Here is a 23,198-nt window from a genome sequence, read left to right as displayed (position 1 = left end):
CGAAAAGTATTTTAAAGCCAGATAAAGGCGTGTCTAAGGAAGTCTGGAATAAGTGCAACGCCATGCTGACGGCGACGGACAGCTATAAGGCGGCGCAGCAGCAGTGGGGAACGGGCAGCGTCATCCAGAAGGGCATTCAGGCGGCGACGGCGGCGGTGCAGGGGCTGGCGCTGCAACCTGGCGCAGGCAATAACCGGCGGGTCTGCACCGTATCTGGCAGAAATTATTCATAACCAGACGCAGAACCCGGATGGTTCGTCAACGTACAGGCGAACCTGATGGCGCACGCGGTGGTAGGCGCGGTAACGGCTTACGCGGCAGGCAACAGCGCGCTGGCGGGCGCCTCGGGCGCGGCGATGGGCGAGTATATCGCGCAGCAGATGTACCCGGGCGTGGACCGTAAGGACCTGACGGAAGAGCAGCGCCAGACGATAAGCGCGCTGGGCACGCTGGCGGCGGGACTGGCGGGCAGCGTTGCCGGAGACGGTGCGGCGGGCGCGGTGGCCGGGGCGCAGGCGGGGAGGAATGCGGTTGAGAATAATGCACTTAATGCTCCGGATGAGAAAAAGCGACAGGATGCGAAATGGTCACTGCCGTATCTGGAAGGTGAAAAGAAACAGCAGGCCGAGAAACTCATTAATGACCTTGACGCTAAAGATAAGGCGTTTGATATTGCAATAGATGCGGCCTGTCAGAATTTGTCTTCAGAGCAGTGTAGGGGGTTGCGCCAGGATTTAGCAGGAATGGCGAAGAGCTATGACGAGATGCTCGACGGTGATTATATTAGCAAAATGCGCAGCGTGTATAAGGACGGGGCGAGCAAGGTAGACGATTTGATGTGGAAGTACGCGACGTCGGATGCAATAGCGCAGCGTAATGCCAATATACAACTGCTCGCGACCACGCATAACATTAGCCCGGATGCGGCTAAAGTTCTTTACTACACAATGGCTGGAATACATACCGCTGCGGCAATTGGTGGTGCAGTGTATGGAATGAAAGGCCCGAGTACGGTGACGGTTTATCGTGTGGAAGGTGCACCAAACACTCGCCTTTTAATTGGTGACAATGGACAGGTTACTATCACTGGCAACACTACGCTGTATTTAAACTTTGGTGATAAAGCCAGAGCTTTGGAGTTTTTTGAAAAGCGCAGCATTCAGAATATAGATAATGCAACGATCAAAACTTTTGAAGTGCCAAACTCTGTTTTGGATGAATTGAGAAAAACTGCCGTAAAAGAGAGTGTTGCTCGATTACCTGAGAACAAAGGAAAGCCTATTATTGCTGACCCAACGAGAGCTAAAGATCAGTATGAAATAAGGCCTGAAAAGCTGAAAGAATTGCAAGATAAAATCATTATGGGGACGGGAAAAGATGCAAGCAAATAATGAAAGATTACGGAAAATTTTTTTGGAAAGGGAGAGGTTAAAAAAATCTCCCCAGGCTATGGCTAAGGCATCGGGAATCGGAATCGCCAGGTTCGTAGTATCATGTAATGATGCATCTTTAGTTTTGGCTCTGGCGAAAGAGGTTATGATTATTGTAAATAATTATTCAACGCAAGAATGGCCTTCTCTTGAAAAGTGGATAAATATGCTTCCATTTCAATTTGTCAAAGGTTTTTCACCAGAGTTAACGGAAGCCGATAGGGAAAAGCAATTTCAAAACTGGGAGGCTCTGACTTATGAAGAAAAGCTTACCGAAGCATCTCATGATGATCAGTGGACTTTATCATCATGGTTATCTTGGTTGGAACCGGAGGAGCGAGAGTGGTTTTGGTGGGATGCTACTTTATTCGATGTTCCGTTAAACAATAGCCATTTTTTAATTGAAGTAACTACTTTGGACTCAACGTTTATGTCGGGAGCTTTAAAGAAATTGTTTAAAGCCTGCGGAGCTTTTGATGTTGTGTCTGAAGATGATTTGTAGTTGAGATAACTATCTGAGTACAAAACAACAGGCTCAGAATAATAAAGAAATCGCTGAATGCCAGACAATAGCCTGTAGAGCCGGTGTACAGGCCAAATGGACAGCGATCGACCCGGGGCAGGACGGGGGCTTTGCAGCAGGTATGATAGCTGGGGTTCCGGCGGGGCTGTATGATGCCGTTGACGGGATTGTCAAAACGGCCAGCAGTCCGATTGAAACTTACGAAGCACTGAAAACGCTGTTTAACAGCGGCGATGTGTTGGGTAACGTTTCGGATGCGGTGAAGCAGTCTTATATTGACCGTATTAACCGGATGGAAGTGGAGTACCAGAAAGCCGGGGCCAGCGGCTCGTTTAACGCGGGCGTTGAAGGCGGCAAGCTGGTTACGGATATAGTAGGATTGCTGGCTGGCGGTGCCGGGGTAGTGAAAGGTGGTGCGTTACTGACGGAGAAAGTAGTTGCTCAGGTTGAGGTAGGGTTGAATCAGCAGCGACTAAAGTTGGCCCTGATGTAGTTAAAACAGGAACTGTTTTTGATTCAATTAAAGCGACTCAACCTGCAATACCGGGGACATCTATTCCAAAATCTTTTGAGTTAAATGTTAATGGGCAAATCATTTGGGTAAATGCAAATGCAACTAAACATATGGGTGAGTATTTAACACGAAATGGCTTGTCTCACAGTACAACTGATGGAAGTCAGGCTATGTTAACCAGCCTTAAGGGGGCTGTTGAAAATGCTTCTTCGCAGGGGGTTAAGTTTAACGAGAAAATGCAGGTAGGGCGCTGGGGACTGGTATTTAGCCAGCGGCCTACAGACCCTTATCTAGTATTGAAAAATGCGTTGTATAAATAATGAAATTAACTGTTGATGACGTGGTTAATGAGACTGGGAATGTAGCCATTGCGATTGATGGTTACGTTCCGCTTGATATAAAAACACTTGATGCTCTAAAGTTACCTCCCCTGTATTGGCGAACAGGAAACGGTAATGCAAGTCTCCTTGAGTTTGCTGTATTACCAGAAAGCGGGTTTTTATCAGCTATAACATTAGTAATGATAGAGCCAGGCTCAATCCATAAAGTTGACTGCCTGTCAGTTAATGTGTCAGAAAGTGTAGAAGGGATTCCAGTTATTAATAAAGGGCTATGGGATGAATTAAATAGCAATAATTTCAGTCAGCGCTTTGTCGATGATTTTAGTGTAAGCATTCAAGTAAAAATAACATTGAATTCTATGTTATTGGAGATTGATGAAAATACAGAAGCAACTAGTTGGATAAAGTGTGATGATAATTTTTACCTAGGGGTAGATGATGAAAATAACATTGTTAATTTATATCTAAGAAAACTAACAAAAAGTGAAATTGATGGTTTTTTTGAAGCTGCAAATTAGCAACAGTCGTGGCCTTTACTGAGTAAGTTTTGCTTATAGTTTACTTTCAGCCGCTAACCTTATCACTCTTTGCGTGTGCTCAATAGCGTCAGTCGCAGGCATATTTGTCACAAAATCCCTTTTGCCAGCAGTTTCTTTTAGGAGTATTGCTGGGATTACAGGGCTCATCTCACCAGCTTGATGACTGGCTCTGCAAACGTCAACGCCTCGCGCGACAAGATGCACAGCAACTGGACGGGGCGGTAAGCGAGGGCGCGATAGTTATCCGCGACCGGGATAACCAGACGCAGGACGTGAGCGGGCTGAGCCGGGACGTGGAGCACGCCAACCAGACGCTGTCGCCGATATTTGACAAAGAGCGTGAGCAGAACCGGCTGCAGGAGGCGCAGCTGATTGGTGAGATTGGCAACCAGGCGGCGGATATCGCGCGCACGGAAGGGCAAATAGCGGCGACGAAAGTCGCGAATGAGCGGATGGAGGCGGTCACGCCGGGACAGCTTAAGGCGGCGGAAGCGGAATGGGGGAAGGCGAACCCGGGGAAAGAGCCGACGACCAGCGACATCAGCGAGCAGGCTTACCAGACCTTCTATAGCCTGGCGTTCAGGGAGAGCGGTTTCGGCACCGCCGGGAAAGTTCAGCAGGCGATTAAGCTGGGCAGCTGTAGTAGTTAGCAGGTAGCACCAATGATGAGTCAGCTATGACATAACGACTTCAAAGGCAAAATGGTAAAAATTAAAAATGGATATTGCCCTGCTATTGTAATTTTCATTTCTCGCCGACACAAAAAAGCCCGCCAGGCTTACGCCGAGCGGGCTTTCAGGACTTCTACGGATGACTCTGGTAATCATCTTTGAAGAATTTTGGTGGAGCTGGCGGGAGTTGAACCCGCGTCCGAAATTCCTACATCCTCAGTACTACATGCTTAGTCAGTCTTTACATTCGCCTGGCAGCTGCGGACAGACACGCCACTGACAGACTAGCCTGATTAGATTTAACGCTTCAACCCCAGGCAGGGCATCCACGCGATCTCTTTTGGGTTTGACCTCTCTTGATCCCCGTCCTAAGAGCGGAGGCTAGGGAGAGAGGGCTCTTAGCAGGTTATTAAGCTGCTAAAGCGTAGTTTTCGTCGTTTGCGACTATTTTTTTGCGGTTTTTTAGCGAGGCCTACCGCACCTCGGCATGCACCTTGGGTTTCGCAAATCCCGTCGAATCCAGAATCAGCCCCAGGAACCAACTACTCTAGCAAAAAACTTTACAACTATCCAGCGATTAGCGGTTGCGATTTTTCATGATGCGCGCTTTATCGAGCTTCCACTCGCGCTCTTTGATGTCGTCGCGCTTATCGTGCTCTTTCTTACCGCGCGCCACGCCGATCTTCAGCTTGCACCAGGCGTTCTTCCAGTAGAGCGACAGCGCAACCACGGTATAACCTTCGCGGTTAACGCGGCCATAGAGCGAGTCGAGTTCGCGCTGGTTGAGCAGCAGCTTACGGCTGCGCGTCGGATCGCACACCACGTGCGTCGAGGCGACCGCCAGCGGCTGGAAGGTAGAGCCGAACAGGTAGGCTTCGCCATCGCGCAGCAGAATATAGCTGTCGCTGATGTTAGCTTTACCTGCACGGAGCGATTTGACTTCCCATCCTTGTAGCGACAATCCCGCTTCGAACTCTTCTTCAATGAAGTATTCATGACGGGCGCGTTTGTTAAGGGCAATAGTGGCAGAACCGGGTTTATGTACTTTTTTCTTTGTCATAGTGCGGCGTATTTTACATCACTTAGGCGGCCATCGCACCCCTTGTCCAGCGGGGCACCGGGAAACGGGATATTCTAGCACACCTCTCAATGCGAGGAATTTTTGTTTGATCGCTGGAAATGCTACAATTCAGCGGTTTTGTGATGAACAGGAACCATTATGGCTCAGATTAGTCGTTCAGCGCTGGTGCCCTTCAGCGCTGAGCAAATGTACCAACTGGTCAACGATGTGGATGCCTATCCACAGTTTTTGCCGGGCTGTACCGGCAGTCGTGTGCTGGAATCGTCCGAAAATCAAATGACGGCCTCGGTAGACGTCTCAAAAGCGGGCATTAGTAAAACCTTCACTACGCGCAACACGCTTACCGACAATCAGCGCATCCATATGCAGCTGGTCGACGGCCCGTTCCGCAAGCTCACCGGCGGATGGCAGTTTATCTCGCTGGGCGATGACGCCTGCAAGGTTGAACTGAGCCTCGACTTTGAGTTCACCAATATGCTGGTAGAAATGGCGTTCGGCCGCATCTTCAAAGAGCTGGCCAACAGCATGGTGCAGGCCTTTACCCAGCGCGCCAAAGAGGTCTACAGTGCCTGAGATCTCCGTTGAGGTGGTTTACGCGCTGCCAGAAAAGCAGTATCAGCGCGTGGTCACGCTGGAAGAGGGAAGCACTGTCGAGCAGGCGATCGTCGCATCGGGCCTGCTTGAACTGCGTCGCGATATCGATCTCAGCCGTAATAAGGTGGGTGTTTTTAGCCGGCCGGTGAAGCTGGGCGATATGCTACAGGAAGGCGATCGGGTAGAGATTTATCGTCCGCTGATTGCCGATCCTAAAGAGCTGCGTCGTCAGCGTGCGGAGCGCTCGGCCAGCGTGAAGAAGTAAATCGCGGTTGTCAGAAAAGCAAAAGGCGCCATCGGCGCCTTTTTTGTTGCGTGTTCAATCAGTCACGCGACGTGGTCAGATTCGGTTTGTTGTCGATATTGGTCAGTACGCCGTTGCTGTCGAAGGTCAGGGTCAGCGTCTGCTGTTTCACAGCTTCATGGCCTGGCTCCTGACGGAACACGTAATACCAGACGTTGCTGCCAAACGGGTCGCGCATCATCGGCGTACCCAGCGTATAGGCGACCTGCTGCTGCGTCATGCCGTTGTGGATTTTCGCCACATCGTTGGCGACCAGATAGTTGCCCTGGTTGATATCTGGGCGGTAAACCACGCGCTCAAGGGTGGAGCATCCGGCGGTCATCATCAACATTACCACTGCCGCGGCAGTCAGCGTTTTACAGCGCATCTCTACATTCCTTTTCTGGGGCCAAACGCCTTTTCTCAGGCTGTTTTTTTGCCATCAAATTCTGAACTCTGCCTGCGGCAGGCTTTATTATTCAGGCGACATAAGTTGCCGATGATAATAAACCTTTTCGCTATTGGAAACCTCTACATCGACAGAGCAAGCATATGACCACGCAGCGGGAAGAAAGTGCGGTAGTTAGGCCGCTAAAAGTTCTTTGGCGTTAGCCAGCGTATTGCGCGTCACTTCGCTGCCGCCGAGCAGGCGCGCCAGCTCCTGCAGACGCGCGCGCTTGTCTAGCGCCTGCATATGGGTTTCGGTCATGGCGCCGTCGGTCTCTTTGCTGACGAAGAAGTGCTGATGACCACAGCCGGCCACCTGCGGCAGGTGGGTCACGCACATCACCTGCGTCGATTCGCCCAGCTGACGCAGCAAACGGCCGACCACGGCGGCGGTCGGGCCGCTGATGCCGACGTCCACTTCGTCGAAGATCATCGCCGGGGTTTCCATCTTCTTCGCGGTAATCACCTGGATTGCCAGCGCAATACGTGACAGCTCGCCGCCGGAGGCCACTTTACCCAGCGGCTGCAGGGGCTGGCCTGGGTTGGTGGTGACCTGGAAATCGATACGCGTCGCGCCGTCTGCCGTAAGATGATCGGCGTTGAACGTCAGCGCGATAGTGAAGCGGCCGTGCGGCATAGAGAGCTGATGCATACTCTGGGTAATCAGCTGCTCCAGTTCGGCGCCATACTGCTGACGCTGCTGGTGCAAACGCTCGGCGCTGTGCAGCGCTGCCTGATAGTGTTCGCTTACTAACGCCTGTAGGCTCTCCTGATCGCTCTCCTGCTGCGAAAGCAGCTCCGCTTCCGCCAGCAGCTGCTGGTGCAGCTCCGCCAGGCCTTCCGGCGCGACGTGATGCTTGCGCGCCAGCGCGATATAGCGAGAGATGCGCTGCTCGAGTTCGTAGAGGCGGTTGGGATCGAGATCGAGTCGGTCGACATAGTGGCGCAGCTCGTCGCTCGCCTCGCTGAGCTGAATCGCCGCTTCTTCCAGCATATTCAGCACGCCGCTCAGCTTGTCGTCCAGCGTCACCACCTCGGTCACCATTTGACGCGCGCTGTAGAGCAGGCTGTTGAGGTTGCTGTCGTCGCCGTCTGCCAGTAGCTGCAGCGCCTGCTGGCTGGTAGAGAGCAGCTGTCCGCTGTTGGCGAGCCTCTTGTACTCTTCGTCAATCTGTTCGTATTCGTTCGCCTGCGGCGCAAAATCGTTGAGTTCTTTCAGCTGGTACTGCAGCAGCTCGCGGCGCGCCTCGCGCTCCTGCGACAGCTGCTGATGCTGCGCCAGATTGCGGCAACTCTGGTGCCAGGCGTGATAGTCGCGGCGCATCTGCAGCAGCAAATCGTCATGACCGGCGTAGGCGTCAAGCAGGTGTTTCTGATGGTCGGCTTTCAGCAGCAGCTGATGAGCGTGCTGGCCGTGGATCTGAATCAGCAGCTGGCCCAGATCGCGCAGCTGCGACAGCGGCACCGCAGTGCCGTTGATAAAGCCGCGTGAGCGGCCGTCGGCGCTGATGACGCGGCGCAGCAGACACTCGTTGCCGTCATCGAGCTGATTCTCCTCCAGCCAGCGCTGCGCGGAAGGAGAGGACTTCAGATTGAAGCGGGCGCAGAGGTCAGCGCGCGCGGCGCCCTGACGCACCATGTCCGCTTCGGCGCGGCCGCCGAGGCACAGACCGAGCGCGTCAATGGCAATAGACTTACCCGCGCCGGTTTCACCGGTAATCGCCGTCATACCGCGTTGAAAATCGATGTCAAGCTCACGAACGATAGCGAAATTACTGATGGTCAGCTGTGCCAGCATAGAATCACCTGTATAGAAAAACAGATATGGTTTTTCGTACAGTATAAACTGGTTTTTTATCCAGTAAAGAGGGCGCGCTGAATTTAAAACAATTTTTTCGACCAGCCTAGCTTTGAACTCAGCGTGTTGAAATAGCTATAGTTTTTAGGATGGATCAGGTTCAGATGGTTCTCACTGCGGCGGATCAGCACATTTTCCCCTTCCTGAATCGGCAGGGCGATCTGGCTGTCGCAGCTGATCTCGAGATCGCTGCGGCGCGAGGAAAAGCGCAGCCGGATAGTGCTGCTGCTGTTGATCACCAGCGGCCGCGCCGACAGGGTATGCGGGAACATCGGCACCAGCGCAATGGCGTCGAGCGAGGGGGTGAGGATCGGGCCGCCCGCCGAAAGCGAGTAGGCGGTCGAGCCGGTCGGCGTCGAGATGATCAGGCCGTCGGACCGCTGCGAGAAGGCGAACACCTCGTCGATATAGACCTCAAACTCGATCATATGCGCCACTTTGCCAGGATGCAGCACCACCTCGTTAATCGCCAGGCCGAGACGCGGCGAGCATTCATCTTTGCAGACGCGCGCCTCAAGCAGGAAGCGGCTTTCGACGAAATAGTTGCCCTGCAGCACCTCGTCCAGCTGCTGCTGCGCGTTGTCGGGATCGAGGTCGGTGAGAAAGCCGAGGTTGCCGCGGTTAATGCCGATGACTTTGATGTCGTAGCGCGCCAGCACGCGCGCCGCGCCGAGCATATTACCGTCGCCGCCGACCACCACGGCGAGGTCAGCCTGTTGTCCTATCTCCGCCAGCGTGCCGGTCTGGGCATCCTGTAGGTTGAGTTCCTGCGCGATCTGCTTTTCAATAATCACTTGATAACCTTTGGACGTCAGCCAGCGCCACAGCATCTCATGCGTGGTGAGAGCGGTCGGGTGACGCGGATGGCCTACAATACCAATGCAGTTAAAGTGTTTGTTCATTTGGTGGGTCTTTCCTCATAAGCCAAAACGGCAAGGCAATGTGATGGGTTCCCTTGAAACCGTCAAACCGATCCCCATAATAAGCGGACTGGCGAGATGAATGTGCAAAACGCGGAGAAATTCATGAGTAGTAAAGAACAGAACACCCCAAACGAGCAAGTCTCAGACGAAATTCAACAGGATCAGCAGCAACCTCAGGAAGCGGAGACGGCAGTAGAGGTGGATCCGCGTGATGAGCGTATTGCGCAGCTGGAAGCTGAACTGGCGCAGTTGCAGACCGGCGTACGCGACGCTCAGCTGCGCGCGCAGGCGGAAGTGGAAAACATCCGTCGTCGCACCGAAATTGACGTTGAGAAAGCGCACAAATTCGCGCTGGAAAAATTTGCCAACGAGCTGCTGCCGGTTATCGACAGCCTTGAGCGTGCGCTGGAAGTGGCAGATAAAGAGAATCCTGAGCTGGCCTCGATGATTGAAGGGATCGAGCTGACCCTGAAATCGCTGCTGGGCGCGGTGCGGAAGTTCGGCGTGGAAGTGGTGGGCGACACCAACGTGCCGTTCAACCCGGAAATCCATCAGGCGATGTCGATGATGGAGTCAGACGACGTGGCGCCTAACCATGTCATGATGGTGATGCAGCGCGGCTATACCCTGAACGGTCGCCTGCTGCGTCCGGCGATGGTTGCTGTCGCGAAAGCGAAAAGTTAAGCAGTCAACGAGACTCAGACGGCCGCCCAGAGATGCGGCCGTTTTTTTGGCATCTTAGCTGGCGGGCAACTGCGGCATCCAGTCGATGGGCTGCTCGCCCGCCTGCGTCAGCAGCGCGTTTGCCTCAGCGAAATGACCGCAGCCGAAGAAGCCGCGATGCGCGGAAAGCGGCGACGGATGGGGCGCCTGCAGCACATGGTGGCGCTGCCGGTCGATGATGCTGCCTTTCTTCTGCGCGTGCGAGCCCCAGAGTAAAAACACCACCCCTTCGCGATGCTGATTGATGGCGGCGATAACGTTATCGGTAAAGGTCTCCCAGCCGAAGCGCGCGTGAGAGTGCGCCTTGCCCGCTTCCACGGTCAGCACCGTATTTAGCAGCATTACGCCCTGTTTCGCCCAGCTCTCCAGAAAGCCGTGCTGCGGCCGTTTGAAGTCGGGATACTCCTGCTCCAGCTCTTTATACATATTCTGCAGCGAGGGCGGCACCGGCACGCCAGGCAATACCGAGAAGGCCAGACCGTGCGCCTGATTCGGCCCGTGATAGGGATCCTGACCGAGAATCACCACCTTGACGTCGCCCAGTTCTGTCAGGCGAAAGGCATTGAAGACGTCCTTCTGCGGCGGATAAACCGTCACGCCAGTCGCCCGCTCGTTCGCCACCAGCTTCAGCGTTTCAGTAAAGTAGGGCTTCTCTTTCTCTTCGGCCAGCACGTCGTGCCAGGTCAGTTTATCCGTCATGGTTTGCCTCCTTAAAATCGGTGTCGCTAGCTTAACGGTTCACCGCGTCAGGTTGAAGGTAAAAAATATTTGAAATTTACAAAATATTTTTTAAGTAAAAGTTTATCTTAATCAATAAATTGAAGTTAGCAGTGAAAACCAGCGGCGTGAAAATTGATAGAGGTCAAAACCATTGCAGGAGGCCAGTGTTATATCAAGGCGATAACTTGCTGTACTCACTGCGCTGAGCAGGATAGCGCCACGTTCTGGAGAACTGATTATGATCACTGGCATTAAAATTACCCAAACTAACCATCCCGAGCTGATGAACTCTTTTTGGCTGATCGATGACGAAAAAGCGGAAGCGCGCTGCCTGTGCGCCAAAGCGGGCTACCAGCAGGATCAGGTGGTGCCAGTCAGCGAGCTGGGCGAATTCGCCTGGCGCGAAGTGCCGATGGAAATGAAACCGCAGGTGCGTATTGAAGGCGGCCAGCATCTGAATGTGAACGTGCTGCGTCGCGAAACGCTGGAAGATGCGGTTAAGCATCCGGAGAAATATCCGCAGCTGACTATCCGCGTATCAGGCTATGCGGTGCGCTTTAACGCGCTGACGCCGGAACAGCAGCGCGACGTCATTACGCGCACCTTTACCGAAAGCCTGTAAGAAAGAAAGTTTGTCCGGATGCAGAAAAAGCGCCCAGCGGGCGGTTAAATATATGTTACTGATTAAGATGAGTATTTAACTTTGTTGCTGTGAAGCGCTTTTCAGAGAAAGCCGCCTTTGACCGTTAGCCTGTTAGCGACACGCAAAAAGGCTGTTTTCCCCGGATAAACAAAAAAAATCGCCTCAGATGAGGCGATTTTTTTATAACAGCGCTGAATTATTCCGCATCGTTGCTGGCTGGTGCGCCCGCGCTTGGCTTGCGGCGTTTGCCAATATTTTTACTGTCGCGATGGCGCTTCTTCACGCGCGGTTTTTCCGCTTCGCTCTCTTTTTTCTCTTTACGCTTCGCGAGCGCTTTTTTCGACGGTTTGCCCGTGGTTTTAGCACTCGGCGGACGCGTGACCGGGCGCAGCTCGTCGACGACGCGCGGCTTTAACGGCTCGTTCAGGTAACGGCTGATTTTACCCAGCAGCAGATGATCGTGCGCTTCTACCAGCGACAGCGCGGTACCTTTACGGCCGGCACGCGCGGTACGGCCGATACGGTGCAGATAGGTATCGGCGGTGCGCGGCATATCGTAGTTAAAGACGTGGCTGACATCTTCGATATCGATGCCGCGCGCGGCGACGTCGGTCGCCACCAGCACGTTGACGCGGCCGTCGGTGATGCGCTTGATCGCCTCGGTGCGTTTCGCCTGCACCATTTCGCCTTCCAGATAGCAGCTGCGGATGCCCGCATCGTGCAGCCACTGCACCAGCTCATGCAGACGTTCGCGCTTGCGCACGAAGACGATAGAGCGTGTAACGTCCGGCTGCTGCAGCAGGTGGATCAGCAGCTTGGTTTTGTGCTCCAGATCGTCGGCGCGGTAGTACCACTGCTGGATCTTTTTGCGTTCGCGACGGCTGGGATCGGCTTCAACTTCCACCGGATCGTTAAGCAGACGCTCGGCAAAATCTTTGATCGCGTTGCCTTCCAGCGTGGCGGAGAAGAGCATGGTCTGCTTACGCCAGCGGGTTTCCCCCGCGATGGTTTCGATATCCTGCGCGAAGCCCAGATCCAGCATGCGGTCGGCTTCATCGAGGATCAGCGTCTCAACGGCGCGACAGTCGAAATTCTCTTCTTTAATGTACTGAAGCAGACGCCCCGTCGTCGCTACCACCACATCCTGATTCTCGCTGAACACTTCCGCATGGTTCATGTAGGCGACGCCGCCGGTGATAGTGGCGATATCCAGATGGGTATGTTTCGCCAGCTCGCGCGCATGATCGGCGACCTGCATCGCCAGTTCACGCGTAGGCGTCAGGATCAGGATGCGCGGCGGGCCCGATTTTTTACGCGGGAAATCGAGCAGATGCTGCAGCACCGGCAGCAGATAAGCGGCGGTTTTCCCGGTTCCGGTAGGCGCCGAACCCAGAACGTCGCGGCCCTCCAGCGCGGGCGGGATCGCCTCAGCCTGAATAGCGGTCGGGCGCGTGAAGCCTTTATCCTGCAGGGCTTCCAGCAGGCTTTCGTCGAGTTCGAGTTCGGAAAATGTGGTTACGGTCATGGTCTACCTCAGTTTGGGGCGCTGATTATAGACAGATCGTACGCAATCTTCATCTGTTAATCCGCGCCGGTCAGCCCATTGCGTGTATTCCTGCTGCCGTCACGTTACACTGACCCGCTGCCGTACGGCAGGAAAAAAGGTAATGGTTGCAGAGTATGACGCAGGAAAAGCCGCAGGTGCGGCCATTGTTAAAAAGAAACGGTTTTACCTTCAAACAATTTTTCGTGGCGCACGACCGCTGCGCCATGAAAGTGGGCACCGACGCGATTTTGCTCGGCGCCTGGGCGCCGGTGGCTGGCGTGCGCCGCGTGCTGGATATTGGCTGCGGCAGCGGGCTTATCGCCCTGATGCTGGCGCAGCGCACCCCCGATGCGGTGACCATCGACGCGGTCGAGCTGGACGCCGCCGCCGCGCAGCAGGCGCAGGAAAATGCGGCGCAGTCGCCGTGGTCGTCGCGCATCCATGTTTATCAGCAGGATATCGCCGCCTTCGCCGAAAGCAGCGACCAGCGCTATTCGCTGATTGTCAGCAATCCACCCTATTATCCACCAGACGTCGCCTGCGCCACGCCAGAACGCGACGCGGCGCGATCCACTACAACGCTGGACCATGCCAGCCTGCTGCGCTATGCCGCGCGCTTACTCGACGAAGAGGGATTCTTTTGCGTGGTGTTGCCGGAGGCGCCAGGGCAGACGATGGTGGCGCTGGCGCAAGACGCGGGCTGGCATCTGCGCTTTCGCATCGACGTGGCGGAGTACGCTCATCGTCCGCCGCATCGCGTGCTGCTGGGCTTTTCGCCCAGCGCGGGCGAAACGCTGCAGGAGCGGATGGCGATACGCAATCAGGATACCCACTATTCGGAAGCCTGGTGCAGCCTGACGCGCGACTTCTACCTCTTTATGTAGCGGGCGTAAGAATCGACGGCCGCGCTTCGGGCAGCATCTCGGGATAGTCGCGCGTAAAATGCAGGCCGCGACTCTCTTTGCGCGCCAGCGCACAGCGCACCATCAGCTCCGCCACCTGCGTCAGGTTGCGCAGCTCCAGCAGATCGCTGGAGAGGCGAAAGTTGGCGTAGTAGTCGTCAATCTCCTGCTGGAGCAGATTAATGCGGCGCAGCGCACGCTCCAGCCGGCGCGTGGTGCGCACAATGCCGACATAATCCCACATGAACAGCCGCAGCTCGTGCCAGTTGTGCTGGATCACCACGCGTTCGTCCGCATCGTCTACCCGGCTTTCATCCCAGGGCGGCAGCGCGCCGGGCGCCTCACTGTGCGGCAGCGTCTGGAGCAGATCCTCAGCAGCCGACCAGCCATACACCAGACACTCCAGCAGAGAGTTAGAGGCCATGCGGTTGGCGCCGTGCAGCCCGGTGCAGCTCACTTCGCCGATGGCGTAGAGCCTGTCGACATCCGTGCGTCCGCGCGCGTCCACCATCACGCCGCCGCAGGTATAGTGCGCGGCGGGCACGATGGGAATGCGGTCGCGGGTCAGATCTAGCCCAAAGGTCAGCAGCTTCTGATAAATCGTCGGAAAATGCGCGCGCACAAAATCCGGCGGCTGGTGACTGATATCGAGATAGACGCAGTCGACGCCGAGCCGCTTCATTTCATGGTCGATGGCGCGCGCCACGATATCGCGCGGCGCCAGCTCGGCGCGCGCGTCAAAGTCCGGCATAAAGCGCGTGCCGTCGGGCCGCAGCAGCCACGCGCCTTCGCCGCGCAGCGCCTCGGTGAGCAGAAAACTGCGCGCATCCGGATGGAACAGCGAAGTCGGGTGGAACTGATTAAATTCAAGATTGGCGACGCGGCAGCCGGCGCGCCACGCCATGGCGATGCCGTCGCCAGAGGCGACGTCAGGATTAGTGGTGTACTGGTAAACTTTCGCCGCGCCGCCGGTGGCCAGCACCACGGCGCGCGCGCTGCAGGTTTCTACCCGCTCGCGGTTGCGGTTCCAGATCCAGGCGCCCGTGACGCGGCGCGGACCGGGCAGGCCCAGCTTGTCGGAAAGGATCAGATCGACCGCGTTGGCGCGTTCAAGAATATGGATGCGGGGATGGCTTAACGCCTGGCTCACCAGTGTGGTTTCGACGGCGTGTCCGGTGGCGTCGGCGCTGTGCAGAATACGCCGGTGGCTGTGGCCGCCTTCGCGCGTCAGATGATAGCGCATATCGCCCGCCGCCTGCGGATCGCAATCAAACATTACGCCGCGATCGATTAGCCACTGCACGCAGTGACGCGCGTTGCTGGCGACAAAAGAGACCGCCTCGCGATCGCACAGCCCTGCGCCGGCGATAAGCGTATCTTCCACGTGCGACTCGATACTGTCGGTTTCGTCGAACACGGCGGCGATGCCGCCCTGCGCATAGAGCGTCGAACCTTCACTGATCTGCGCTTTGCTGAGCACCAGCACGTCATGATGCGCTGCCAGACGCAGCGCCAGCGACAAACCCGCCGCGCCGCTGCCGATAATCAAAACGTCGCACTGATAATCCGGTAGGGTTGAATGCGCCATAGTGTTTAATTTACTAAACAAGGGTGGGTCGAGAATATGCCGGTAACCGCTTTTTGTGAAGTATTTTAAACAAAAAAGCGGCTGTGCCTGATTTAATCTCTCGAAGCCCGCTGATAAATCAAAAGTTTGCGAGCCATCCTTATCAGACGCGTTTTTTATATCAAACCTGACGCCTGTGCCGGATTTAAAGATGAAAAAGCCGCCGTCATAGGGTACTCTGCCTGCGATTCTGCGCGATAACCGCAGTCTGGATTACACTGTCTTGAGAACGAAAAACAAACGACAGCGCATCCGGAAACGTCATCATCAGCGCGTTAAGTGAACTTTTTGCCGCACCACGACTCTAAGCGCATGCTTGCTCAGAACCATGAAGATGTGCTGGCAGTTCCTTTACGCATTTAAAAGAATTTGGGGAGACATTACCTCGGATGAGCGAGCAGTTAACGGATCAGGTACTCGTTGAGCGGGTGCAGAAGGGAGATCAGAAGTCATTCAATTTACTGGTTATTCGCTACCAGCATAAGGTGGCGAGCCTGGTTTCCCGCTATGTTCCGTCGGGAGACGTTCCTGATGTTGTTCAGGAATCCTTTATCAAAGCGTATCGCGCGCTGGAATCGTTCCGCGGCGACAGCGCGTTTTATACCTGGCTTTACCGCATCGCCGTGAATACGGCGAAGAACTATCTGGTGGCTCAGGGCCGTCGACCGCCATCCAGCGATGTGGATGCGATCGATGCGGAAAATTTCGAAAGTGCTGGTGCGTTAAAAGAAATTTCGAACCCTGAGAACTTAATGTTGTCAGATGAACTGAAACAAATTGTCTTTCGTACCATTGAGTCGCTTCCTGAAGATCTGCGTATGGCGATCACCCTCAGGGAGCTGGACGGGCTGAGCTACGAAGAGATCGCCGTCATCATGGATTGTCCGGTGGGTACGGTGCGTTCTCGTATCTTCCGTGCGCGAGAGGCTATTGATAATAAGGTTCAACCGCTTATCCAACGTCAGTGATAACGGCTACTGGAAGGGTACATAGGCATGCAGAAAGAACAACTTTCCGCTTTGATGGATGGCGAAGCGCTCGATAACGCGCTGCTGTCAGCACTATCTCAGGATGCAGAGCTGCAACAGCGCTGGACAAGCTACCATCTGATCCGCGACACCATGCGCGGCGATGTGGGCGACGTGCTGCACTTCGATATCTCTGCGCGCGTTGCGGCAGCCCTGGAACAGGAGCCGGCGCGTAACGTCACGACGCTGATCCCGGAAGCGCAGCCTGAGCCAGCCAGCGTGGAGAAAATGCCTTTCTGGCGCAAACTCGGCCCGTGGGGCGCGCAGCTTACTCAGGTCGGCGTCGCCGCCTGCGTGTCGCTGGCGGTGATTGTTGGCGTACAGCACTACAATCAGCCGAGCGGCGTCACCGCAGAGCCGTCTGACTCGCCGGTCTTCAATACGCTGCCGATGATGGGCAAAGCGTCACCGGTCAGCCTCGGCGTGCCGTCTGATGCGTTCGACACCGGCGGCGCTAACCAGCAGGTGCAGGAGCAGCGTCGTCGCGTCAACGCGATGCTGCAGGACTACGAACTGCAGCGCCGTCTGCATTCCGATCGCCTGCAGTTTGAAACCAACGCGCCGCAGCAGGCGCAGGCGAATGTGCCCGGCAACCAGTCTTTAGGTACTCAGCAGCAGTAATGAAGCAGCTTTGGTGCGCCGTTAGCCTGCTGGCAGGCAGCCTGTTTTGGTCATCTACCGCCCCGGCGCAGACCTCTGCGTCTGGGGCGTTGTTACAGCAGATGGAGCAGGCAAGCCAGACCCTCAATTACGAATTCGCCTATATCAACGTCTCACGCATCGGCATTGAATCGCTGCGCTATCGTCATGCGGTGATCGATAACCGCGTTTACGCGCAGCTGTTGCAGATGGATGGCCCCCGTCGCGAGGTGATCCAGCGCGGCGGCGATATCAGCTACTTCGAACCCGGCCTCGATCCTTTCTCGCTTCCCGGCCAGCACATCATCGACGCTTTGCCGTCGCTGATTTTCGCCGACTTCTCGCAGCTCGCCAGCGCCTGGGACTTTATCCCGGTAGGCCGATCGCGCATCGCCGATCAGCTGTGTGAGGTGATCCGTATCGTCTCCCGCGACGGCACGCGCTACAGCTACGTGGTGTGGCTGGACGTGGACACCAAACTGCCGCTGCGTATCGATCTGCTCGATCGGGACGGCGAAACGCTGGAGCAGTTCCGCGTTATCAGCTTCGCGGTCGACGAAGGGGTGCGCAATATTATGCAGGGGCTGCAAAAAGCCAGTCTGCCGCCGTCGCTCTCCGTGCCGGAAGGGGAAAAAGTGCAGCTCGGCTGGCAGCCTGCGTGGGTGCCGGCGGGCATGAAGCTGATTTCCCAGAGTCGTCGCGCCATCCCGGCGATGAATAAAACCGTAGAATCGCGCCTTTACAGCGACGGTTTGTTTAGCTTCGCCATTAACATCACGCCGGCCGATAAAAGTAGCGTCACCCAGACATTGCGCACTGGACGTCGCACGGTACAGACCGAAGTGCGCAATAATAGCGAAATTACCGTAGTGGGCGAACTGCCGCCGGCCACGGCTAAACGCATAGCGGACAGTATCGATTTGGGGTCACAACGATGATGAGAGAATGGGCCACGGTGGTGGCATGGCAAGATGGCATCGCCACACTGCATACCGAGGCGAAAACCTCCTGCAACAGCTGTTCAGCGCGTAAAGGCTGCGGCAGCCATATGCTGAACAAGCTGGGACCGAAAGACGCGCACGTGATGGAAATTGCCAGCGCGACGCCGCTCCAGCCGGGACAGCGCATAGAGCTTGGCATCAAAGAGAGCAGTCTGCTCGGCTCCGCGCTGCTGGTCTATATGACGCCACTGTTCGGGCTCTTTCTGCTGGCGGGTCTGTTTCAGGCGCTGTTTCACAGCGATCTGGCGGCGGCCTGCGGCGCGCTGCTCGGCGGCATCGGCGGCTTTATCGTTGCCAAAGGCGTGTCGCTGAAGGTCGGCGATCGCGCCGCCTTCCAGCCCGTCATCCTGAAGGTTGCGCTGCCGCCTGACGCCCTGCGCGTAGAAGACGAAGCTTAACCCTCTGCCAGGCCGCGTATATCGCGGCCTTTTAGCGCCTGTTTCCCGCCAAAAAGTGTTGCGATTCCACAACGTTCCATTCTTTTATGCGCGGCCTTAACAGTGTAATATGCGTCGTCATTAATGAGGCTGACAGGATTGCAGGTGAAGAGCGATCTTCCTGAATGTGTCTGTGCTCAGGTTCTCAACTGTTTTTCTACGTGAAGATATTCATATAAATGAAGCACATAAGAAACTTCTCCATCATCGCGCACATTGACCACGGTAAATCGACGCTCTCTGACCGCCTGATTCAAATCTGTGGCGGCCTGTCCGATCGCGAGATGGCGGCGCAGGTCCTTGACTCAATGGACCTGGAGCGCGAGCGCGGCATTACCATTAAAGCGCAGAGCGTGACGCTCGATTACAAAGCGCTGAACGGCGAAACTTACCAGCTCAATTTCATCGATACCCCAGGGCACGTCGACTTCTCCTATGAAGTGTCACGCTCGCTGGCGGCCTGCGAAGGCGCGCTGCTGGTGGTGGATGCAGGACAGGGCGTAGAAGCGCAGACCCTGGCGAACTGCTACACCGCGATTGAGATGGATCTGGAAGTTGTGCCGGTACTGAATAAAATCGACCTGCCTGCCGCCGATCCTGAGCGTGCAGCGCAGGAGATTGAAGATATCGTCGGCATCGACGCCACCGATGCGGTGCGCTGCTCGGCGAAAACCGGCGTTGGCGTACCGGAAGTGCTGGAGCGTCTGGTGCGCGATATTCCGCCGCCGGAAGGCGATCCAGAAGGCCCGCTGCAGGCGCTGATTATCGACTCCTGGTTCGACAACTATCTGGGCGTCGTCTCGCTGATCCGCGTGAAAAACGGCACCCTGCGCAAAGGCGACAAGGTCAAAGTGATGAGCACCGGTCAGGTGTACAACGCCGATCGCCTCGGCATCTTCACGCCGAAGCAGCTTGATCGCACGCAGCTGAACTGCGGCGAAGTGGGCTGGCTGGTCTGCGCCATCAAAGACATCCTTGGCGCGCCGGTGGGCGATACCCTGACGCTGTCGCGCAACCCCGCGGACAAAGCGCTGCCGGGCTTTAAAAAAGTGAAGCCGCAGGTCTATGCCGGTTTGTTCCCGGTCAGCTCCGACGACTACGAAGCCTTCCGCGACGCGCTCGGCAAGCTGAGCCTCAACGACGCCTCGCTGTTCTATGAGCCGGAAAGCTCCACCGCGCTGGGCTTCGGCTTCCGCTGCGGCTTCCTCGGCCTGCTGCACATGGAGATCATTCAGGAGCGCCTGGAGCGCGAATACGATCTCGATCTGATCACCACCGCGCCGACCGTGGTGTACGAAGTAGAAACCACCGGCGGTGAGATCATCTACGTCGACAGCCCGTCTAAGCTGCCGCCGCTGAATAATATCGAAGAGCTGCGCGAGCCGATCGCCGAGTGTCATATGCTGCTGCCGCAGGAGTATCTGGGCAACGTCATCACCCTCTGCATCGAGAAGCGTGGCGTGCAGACCAACATGGTCTACCACGGCAACCAGGTCGCGCTGACCTATGAGATCCCGATGGCGGAAGTGGTGCTCGACTTCTTTGACCGTCTGAAGTCGACCTCGCGCGGCTACGCCTCGCTGGACTACAACTTTAAACGTTTCCAGGCCTCTGACATGGTGCGCGTCGACGTGCTGATCAACGCCGAGCGCGTCGATGCGCTGGCGCTGATTACCCACCGCGACAACTCGCAGTATCGCGGCCGCGAACTGGTGGAAAAGATGAAAGATCTGATCCCGCGTCAGCAGTTCGACATTGCGATTCAGGCGGCGATCGGCACCCATATCATTGCGCGCTCGACCGTGAAGCAGCTGCGTAAAAACGTGCTGGCCAAGTGTTATGGCGGCGACGTCAGCCGTAAGAAGAAACTGTTGCAGAAGCAGAAAGATGGTAAGAAGCGCATGAAGCAGGTTGGCAACGTGGAGCTGCCGCAGGAAGCCTTCCTCGCTATTCTGCATGTCGGCAAGGACAGCAAATAAGGATCCCCAATGGCTAATATGTTCGCCCTGGTTCTGGCAATCGCGACGCTGATTACCGGCATTATCTGGTGTATCGATCGCTTTAAATGGGCGCCGGCGCGCCGCGCGAAACAGGCGCAGGCGCAGGAAGCAGCAGGCAACACGCTGGACAGCAAAACGCTGGCGAAAGTCAACGGCCAGCCTGGCTGGGTGGAAACCGCCGCGTCGGTCTTCCCGGTGCTGCTGGTGGTGTTTGTGGTGCGCTCGTTTATCTACGAGCCGTTCCAGATCCCGTCCGGTTCGATGATGCCGACGCTGCTGATCGGCGATTTTATCCTGGTGGAGAAATTTGCCTACGGCATCAAAGACCCCATTACCCAGACCACGCTGATCCCGACCGGTCATCCGCAGCGCGGCGACATCGCGGTGTTTAAATACCCGAAAGACCCGAGCCTGGATTACATCAAGCGCGTGATCGGCCTGCCGGGCGACAAAGTGGTGTTCGATCCCTACAGCAAAACCCTGACCGTCAGCCCGAACTGCGCCGCCGGTCAACGCTGCGCCAGCGCGCTGCCGATCACCTACACCAACGTCGAGCCAAGCGACTTCATTCAGACCTTCAGCGGCTTTGACGGCAACGAAACCGGTAACGGCTTCTATCAGGTGCCGCAGGGCGAAACCATGCGCGGCGGGCTGCGTCTCGGCACGCGCAAAGAGACGCTGGGCAGCGTCACGCACGATATTTTGCTGGTAAACGAAGCGCAAAGTCAGGCAAGCATGTACTATCAGCAGCCGGGCCAGCCGCAGGCGACCTGGATTGTGCCGCAGGGGCAATATTTCATGATGGGCGATAACCGCGACAACAGCGCAGACAGCCGCTACTGGGGCTTTGTCCCGGAGCGCAATCTGGTCGGCAAGGCGGTAGCTATCTGGATGAGCTTTGATAAGCAGGAAGGTCAGTGGCCGACAGGCGTACGCCTGAGTCGTATCGGCGGCATCCACTGAGATATCTGGCCCGGATAAACGGGCAAAACGGTTGGCCTCCTCTGGGAGGCCACTGCACACTAAACAGATTGTGTTGGAAAGCCAGCCCTGTTTCGTATGCAGAGTCACAGACGCACAAAAGAACTGGAATCGCATGAACCCCATCCTCATTAATAAGCTTCAGCGCAAACTGGGCTACACTTTTACTCATCCGGAACTCTTGCAACAGGCGCTAACGCACCGCAGCGCCAGTAGCAAGCATAACGAGCGTCTTGAATTTCTCGGCGATTCCATTCTCAGCTATGTGATCGCCAATGCGCTCTATCATCGCTTTCCTCGCGTCGACGAGGGCGATATGAGCCGCATGCGCGCCACGCTGGTGCGTGGCAACACGCTGGCGGAGATGGCGCGCGAGTTTGACCTTGGCGAATGTTTGCGCCTCGGACCGGGCGAGCTGAAGAGCGGCGGCTTTCGCCGTGAATCGATCCTGGCGGATACGGTGGAGGCGCTGATAGGCGGCATCTTCCTCGACAGCAATATCCAGACGGTGGAAAAGCTGATCCTTGACTGGTATCAGACGCGCCTCGAGCAGATTAGCCCAGGCGACAAACAAAAAGATCCGAAAACCCGCCTGCAGGAGTATCTGCAGGGGCGTCATCTGCCGCTGCCGTCCTATCTGGTGGTGCAGGTGCGTGGCGAAGCCCACGATCAGGAATTCACCATTCACTGTCAGGTGAGTGGCATGGCTGAACCGGTGGTGGGCGTAGGCTCCAGCCGCCGTAAAGCAGAGCAGGCTGCCGCTGAACAGGCGCTAATTAAGCTTGGTCTCGAATAGCAACATCCCGGCGCCTGAACAGGCGCTGAAAAAGTCAGGACTCGAATGAGCGAACAGAATACCTATTGCGGCTTTGTCGCGATTGTCGGCCGACCTAACGTCGGCAAATCCACCTTACTGAACCAGCTGCTGGGGCAGAAGGTGTCGATCACCTCGCGTAAGCCGCAAACCACGCGCCACCGCATTATGGGCATCCATACCGAAGGCGAATATCAGGCGATCTACGTCGACACGCCTGGGCTGCATATGGAAGAGAAGCGCGCCATTAACCGCCTGATGAACCGCGCGGCCAGCAGCTCCATCGGCGATGTCGAACTGGTGATCTTCGTGGTTGAAGGCACGCGCTGGACGCCGGACGACGAGATGGTGCTGAACAAGCTGCGCGACAACAAAGTGCCGGTAGTGCTGGCCATCAACAAGGTGGACAACATTCAGGATAAAAGCATCCTGCTGCCGCACCTGCAGTTCCTTAGCCAGCAGATGAACTTCCTCGACATCGTGCCGATCTCGGCCGAGAGCGGGAAAAACGTCGATACCATCGCGGCCATCGTGCGCAAGCGCCTGCCGCAGGCGGATCACCACTTCCCGGAAGATTACATCACCGACCGCTCGCAGCGCTTTATGGCGTCGGAGATCATCCGCGAGAAGCTGATGCGTTTCCTCGGCGCCGAGCTGCCCTATTCGGTAACGGTGGAGATTGAGCAGTTCGTCAGCAACGATCGCGGCGGCTACGATATCAATGGCCTGATCCTCGTCGAGCGCGAAGGGCAGAAAAAGATGGTGATTGGCAACAAAGGCGCCAAAATCAAAACCATCGGCATTGAAGCGCGTAAAGATATGGAAGAGATGTTCGACGCTAAAGTGCATCTCGAGCTGTGGGTCAAAGTTAAATCGGGCTGGGCCGACGACGAACGTGCGCTGCGCAGCCTGGGCTACGTAGACGACCTCTGA

The 23,198-nt window shown here is 56.1% G+C and carries 23 protein-coding genes, 1 other RNA gene and 2 pseudogenes; 18 read left to right on the top strand and 8 right to left on the bottom strand.

The features are described 5' to 3' along the window. Positions 1 to 95: 95 nt before the first annotated feature. From B2J69_RS24570 to B2J69_RS21970, 5 genes and pseudogenes are all read left to right on the top strand, one after another. Positions 96 to 1,391, top strand: a pseudogene (locus B2J69_RS24570) (VENN motif pre-toxin domain-containing protein); the annotation flags it as partial. Then, positions 1,378 to 1,932: a hypothetical protein gene (locus B2J69_RS23975; RefSeq protein WP_143806327.1), complete on the top strand. Its 555-nt coding sequence runs from the start codon at positions 1,378 to 1,380 to the stop codon at positions 1,930 to 1,932. The pseudogene B2J69_RS24570 and the gene B2J69_RS23975, both read left to right, overlap by 14 nt. A 4-nt stretch (positions 1,933 to 1,936) precedes the next feature. Beyond that, positions 1,937 to 2,787, top strand: a pseudogene (locus B2J69_RS24565) (VENN motif pre-toxin domain-containing protein); the annotation flags it as partial. Then, the gene (locus B2J69_RS21975) at positions 2,787 to 3,326 is read left to right on the top strand and encodes a hypothetical protein (RefSeq protein ID WP_081142384.1); all 540 of its coding nucleotides are present in this window, start codon (positions 2,787 to 2,789) and stop codon (positions 3,324 to 3,326) included. The pseudogene B2J69_RS24565 and the gene B2J69_RS21975, both read left to right, overlap by 1 nt. Positions 3,327 to 3,472: 146 nt before the next feature. After that, positions 3,473 to 3,997, top strand: a complete 525-nt coding sequence (locus B2J69_RS21970; protein ID WP_081142382.1) for a hypothetical protein — start codon at positions 3,473 to 3,475, stop codon at positions 3,995 to 3,997. A 190-nt stretch (positions 3,998 to 4,187) separates the two neighbouring features. Here the strand turns inward: B2J69_RS21970 and ssrA are convergent. Next, positions 4,188 to 4,551, bottom strand: a transfer-messenger RNA (tmRNA) gene (gene ssrA / locus B2J69_RS21965). Between the two features lie 44 nt (positions 4,552 to 4,595). After that, entirely contained in the window at positions 4,596 to 5,078 is a 483-nt protein-coding gene (smpB, locus tag B2J69_RS21960) for an SsrA-binding protein SmpB (RefSeq protein WP_081142380.1), read from the bottom strand. Positions 5,079 to 5,237: 159 nt separating this feature from the next. Here smpB and B2J69_RS21955 point away from each other — a divergent pair, with 159 nt between their 5' ends. Together B2J69_RS21955 and B2J69_RS21950 are read left to right on the top strand one after the other, a co-directional pair. Beyond that, positions 5,238 to 5,672 (top strand): type II toxin-antitoxin system RatA family toxin, encoded by a 435-nt coding sequence (locus tag B2J69_RS21955; RefSeq protein WP_033754055.1) that lies wholly within the window; start codon positions 5,238 to 5,240, stop codon positions 5,670 to 5,672. Continuing rightward, positions 5,665 to 5,958 (top strand): RnfH family protein, encoded by a 294-nt coding sequence (locus tag B2J69_RS21950; protein ID WP_081142378.1) that lies wholly within the window; start codon positions 5,665 to 5,667, stop codon positions 5,956 to 5,958. The genes B2J69_RS21955 and B2J69_RS21950 overlap by 8 nt, the downstream gene beginning before the upstream one ends. A 58-nt stretch (positions 5,959 to 6,016) precedes the next feature. Here the strand turns inward: B2J69_RS21950 and bamE are convergent, their stop codons facing one another. The 3 genes from bamE to nadK all read right to left on the bottom strand — a co-directional run bounded on the left by bamE (position 6,017) and on the right by nadK (position 9,183). Then, the gene (bamE, locus tag B2J69_RS21945; RefSeq protein WP_081142376.1) at positions 6,017 to 6,364 is read right to left on the bottom strand and encodes an outer membrane protein assembly factor BamE; all 348 of its coding nucleotides are present in this window, start codon (positions 6,362 to 6,364) and stop codon (positions 6,017 to 6,019) included. 195 nt (positions 6,365 to 6,559) lie between these two features. Continuing rightward, positions 6,560 to 8,221 (bottom strand): DNA repair protein RecN, encoded by a 1,662-nt coding sequence (recN, locus tag B2J69_RS21940; RefSeq protein WP_081142374.1) that lies wholly within the window; start codon positions 8,219 to 8,221, stop codon positions 6,560 to 6,562. Between the two features lie 83 nt (positions 8,222 to 8,304). Further along, entirely contained in the window at positions 8,305 to 9,183 is an 879-nt protein-coding gene (nadK, locus tag B2J69_RS21935) for an NAD(+) kinase (RefSeq protein WP_081142372.1), read from the bottom strand. 123 nt (positions 9,184 to 9,306) lie between these two features. Here nadK and grpE point away from each other — a divergent pair, with 123 nt between their 5' ends. Further along, on the top strand, positions 9,307 to 9,888 hold the full coding sequence (gene grpE, locus B2J69_RS21930; RefSeq protein WP_033754166.1) for a nucleotide exchange factor GrpE: 582 nt from the start codon (positions 9,307 to 9,309) through the stop codon (positions 9,886 to 9,888). 54 nt (positions 9,889 to 9,942) lie between these two features. On the opposite strand, the gene ung is transcribed toward grpE, so the two are convergent. Beyond that, a complete protein-coding gene (ung, locus tag B2J69_RS21925) occupies positions 9,943 to 10,626 on the bottom strand; it encodes a uracil-DNA glycosylase (protein WP_081142370.1) in 684 nt (227 codons plus the stop codon). Positions 10,627 to 10,885: 259 nt separating this feature from the next. Here ung and grcA point away from each other — a divergent pair, with 259 nt between their 5' ends. Continuing rightward, entirely contained in the window at positions 10,886 to 11,269 is a 384-nt protein-coding gene (gene grcA / locus B2J69_RS21920; protein ID WP_081142369.1) for an autonomous glycyl radical cofactor GrcA, read from the top strand. A 217-nt stretch (positions 11,270 to 11,486) separates the two neighbouring features. Here grcA and srmB read toward each other — a convergent pair whose 3' ends face one another. Continuing rightward, a complete protein-coding gene (gene srmB / locus B2J69_RS21915) occupies positions 11,487 to 12,815 on the bottom strand; it encodes an ATP-dependent RNA helicase SrmB (RefSeq protein ID WP_081142368.1) in 1,329 nt (442 codons plus the stop codon). A gap of 155 nt (positions 12,816 to 12,970) precedes the next feature. On the opposite strand from srmB, the gene trmN reads away from it, so the two are divergent. After that, positions 12,971 to 13,720: a tRNA(1)(Val) (adenine(37)-N(6))-methyltransferase TrmN gene (trmN, locus tag B2J69_RS21910; protein WP_081142367.1), complete on the top strand. Its 750-nt coding sequence runs from the start codon at positions 12,971 to 12,973 to the stop codon at positions 13,718 to 13,720. On the opposite strand, the gene nadB is transcribed toward trmN, so the two are convergent. After that, positions 13,713 to 15,326, bottom strand: coding sequence for an L-aspartate oxidase (nadB, locus tag B2J69_RS21905; RefSeq protein ID WP_081142366.1), 1,614 nt, complete (start codon positions 15,324 to 15,326; stop codon positions 13,713 to 13,715). The genes trmN and nadB overlap by 8 nt on opposite strands. 428 nt (positions 15,327 to 15,754) lie before the next feature. On the opposite strand from nadB, the gene rpoE reads away from it, so the two are divergent. The 8 genes from rpoE to era all read left to right on the top strand — a co-directional run bounded on the left by rpoE (position 15,755) and on the right by era (position 23,198). After that, entirely contained in the window at positions 15,755 to 16,333 is a 579-nt protein-coding gene (rpoE, locus tag B2J69_RS21900; protein ID WP_081142365.1) for an RNA polymerase sigma factor RpoE, read from the top strand. 27 nt (positions 16,334 to 16,360) lie between these two features. After that, entirely contained in the window at positions 16,361 to 17,014 is a 654-nt protein-coding gene (gene rseA / locus B2J69_RS21895; RefSeq protein WP_081142364.1) for an anti-sigma-E factor RseA, read from the top strand. Next, entirely contained in the window at positions 17,014 to 17,970 is a 957-nt protein-coding gene (gene rseB, locus B2J69_RS21890) for a sigma-E factor regulatory protein RseB (protein ID WP_081142363.1), read from the top strand. Before rseA ends, rseB begins: the two co-directional genes overlap by 1 nt. Continuing rightward, positions 17,967 to 18,431 carry a SoxR-reducing system protein RseC gene (gene rseC / locus B2J69_RS21885; RefSeq protein WP_081142362.1) on the top strand — a complete coding sequence of 155 codons (465 nt, stop codon included), beginning with the start codon at positions 17,967 to 17,969 and terminating at the stop codon, positions 18,429 to 18,431. Before rseB ends, rseC begins: the two co-directional genes overlap by 4 nt. A 218-nt stretch (positions 18,432 to 18,649) precedes the next feature. Beyond that, positions 18,650 to 20,449: a translation elongation factor 4 gene (gene lepA / locus B2J69_RS21880; RefSeq protein ID WP_081142361.1), complete on the top strand. Its 1,800-nt coding sequence runs from the start codon at positions 18,650 to 18,652 to the stop codon at positions 20,447 to 20,449. Between the two features lie 9 nt (positions 20,450 to 20,458). Then, positions 20,459 to 21,433 carry a signal peptidase I gene (gene lepB / locus B2J69_RS21875; protein WP_081142360.1) on the top strand — a complete coding sequence of 325 codons (975 nt, stop codon included), beginning with the start codon at positions 20,459 to 20,461 and terminating at the stop codon, positions 21,431 to 21,433. Positions 21,434 to 21,566: 133 nt separating this feature from the next. Then, positions 21,567 to 22,247, top strand: a complete 681-nt coding sequence (gene rnc / locus B2J69_RS21870) for a ribonuclease III (protein ID WP_081142359.1) — start codon at positions 21,567 to 21,569, stop codon at positions 22,245 to 22,247. A gap of 45 nt (positions 22,248 to 22,292) precedes the next feature. Beyond that, entirely contained in the window at positions 22,293 to 23,198 is a 906-nt protein-coding gene (gene era, locus B2J69_RS21865; RefSeq protein ID WP_081142357.1) for a GTPase Era, read from the top strand.

The organism is Pantoea latae (assembly GCF_002077695.1).
Classification (GTDB): Bacteria; Pseudomonadota; Gammaproteobacteria; order Enterobacterales; family Enterobacteriaceae; genus Pantoea; species Pantoea latae.
This window is presented reverse-complemented; position numbering and strand designations above follow the sequence as displayed.

Coding starts and splice junctions, on each gene's coding strand:
- B2J69_RS23975 (WP_143806327.1), top strand. CDS start 1,378: ATGCAAGCAAATAATGAAAGATTACGGAAAATTTTTTTGGAAAGGGAG.
- B2J69_RS21975 (WP_081142384.1), top strand. CDS start 2,787: ATGAAATTAACTGTTGATGACGTGGTTAATGAGACTGGGAATGTAGCC.
- smpB (WP_081142380.1), bottom strand. CDS start 5,078: ATGACAAAGAAAAAAGTACATAAACCCGGTTCTGCCACTATTGCCCTT.
- B2J69_RS21955 (WP_033754055.1), top strand. CDS start 5,238: ATGGCTCAGATTAGTCGTTCAGCGCTGGTGCCCTTCAGCGCTGAGCAA.
- bamE (WP_081142376.1), bottom strand. CDS start 6,364: ATGCGCTGTAAAACGCTGACTGCCGCGGCAGTGGTAATGTTGATGATG.
- recN (WP_081142374.1), bottom strand. CDS start 8,221: ATGCTGGCACAGCTGACCATCAGTAATTTCGCTATCGTTCGTGAGCTT.
- nadK (WP_081142372.1), bottom strand. CDS start 9,183: ATGAACAAACACTTTAACTGCATTGGTATTGTAGGCCATCCGCGTCAC.
- grpE (WP_033754166.1), top strand. CDS start 9,307: ATGAGTAGTAAAGAACAGAACACCCCAAACGAGCAAGTCTCAGACGAA.
- ung (WP_081142370.1), bottom strand. CDS start 10,626: ATGACGGATAAACTGACCTGGCACGACGTGCTGGCCGAAGAGAAAGAG.
- grcA (WP_081142369.1), top strand. CDS start 10,886: ATGATCACTGGCATTAAAATTACCCAAACTAACCATCCCGAGCTGATG.
- srmB (WP_081142368.1), bottom strand. CDS start 12,815: ATGACCGTAACCACATTTTCCGAACTCGAACTCGACGAAAGCCTGCTG.
- trmN (WP_081142367.1), top strand. CDS start 12,971: ATGACGCAGGAAAAGCCGCAGGTGCGGCCATTGTTAAAAAGAAACGGT.
- nadB (WP_081142366.1), bottom strand. CDS start 15,326: ATGGCGCATTCAACCCTACCGGATTATCAGTGCGACGTTTTGATTATC.
- rpoE (WP_081142365.1), top strand. CDS start 15,755: ATGAGCGAGCAGTTAACGGATCAGGTACTCGTTGAGCGGGTGCAGAAG.
- rseA (WP_081142364.1), top strand. CDS start 16,361: ATGCAGAAAGAACAACTTTCCGCTTTGATGGATGGCGAAGCGCTCGAT.
- rseB (WP_081142363.1), top strand. CDS start 17,014: ATGAAGCAGCTTTGGTGCGCCGTTAGCCTGCTGGCAGGCAGCCTGTTT.
- rseC (WP_081142362.1), top strand. CDS start 17,967: ATGATGAGAGAATGGGCCACGGTGGTGGCATGGCAAGATGGCATCGCC.
- lepA (WP_081142361.1), top strand. CDS start 18,650: ATGAAGCACATAAGAAACTTCTCCATCATCGCGCACATTGACCACGGT.
- lepB (WP_081142360.1), top strand. CDS start 20,459: ATGGCTAATATGTTCGCCCTGGTTCTGGCAATCGCGACGCTGATTACC.
- rnc (WP_081142359.1), top strand. CDS start 21,567: ATGAACCCCATCCTCATTAATAAGCTTCAGCGCAAACTGGGCTACACT.
- era (WP_081142357.1), top strand. CDS start 22,293: ATGAGCGAACAGAATACCTATTGCGGCTTTGTCGCGATTGTCGGCCGA.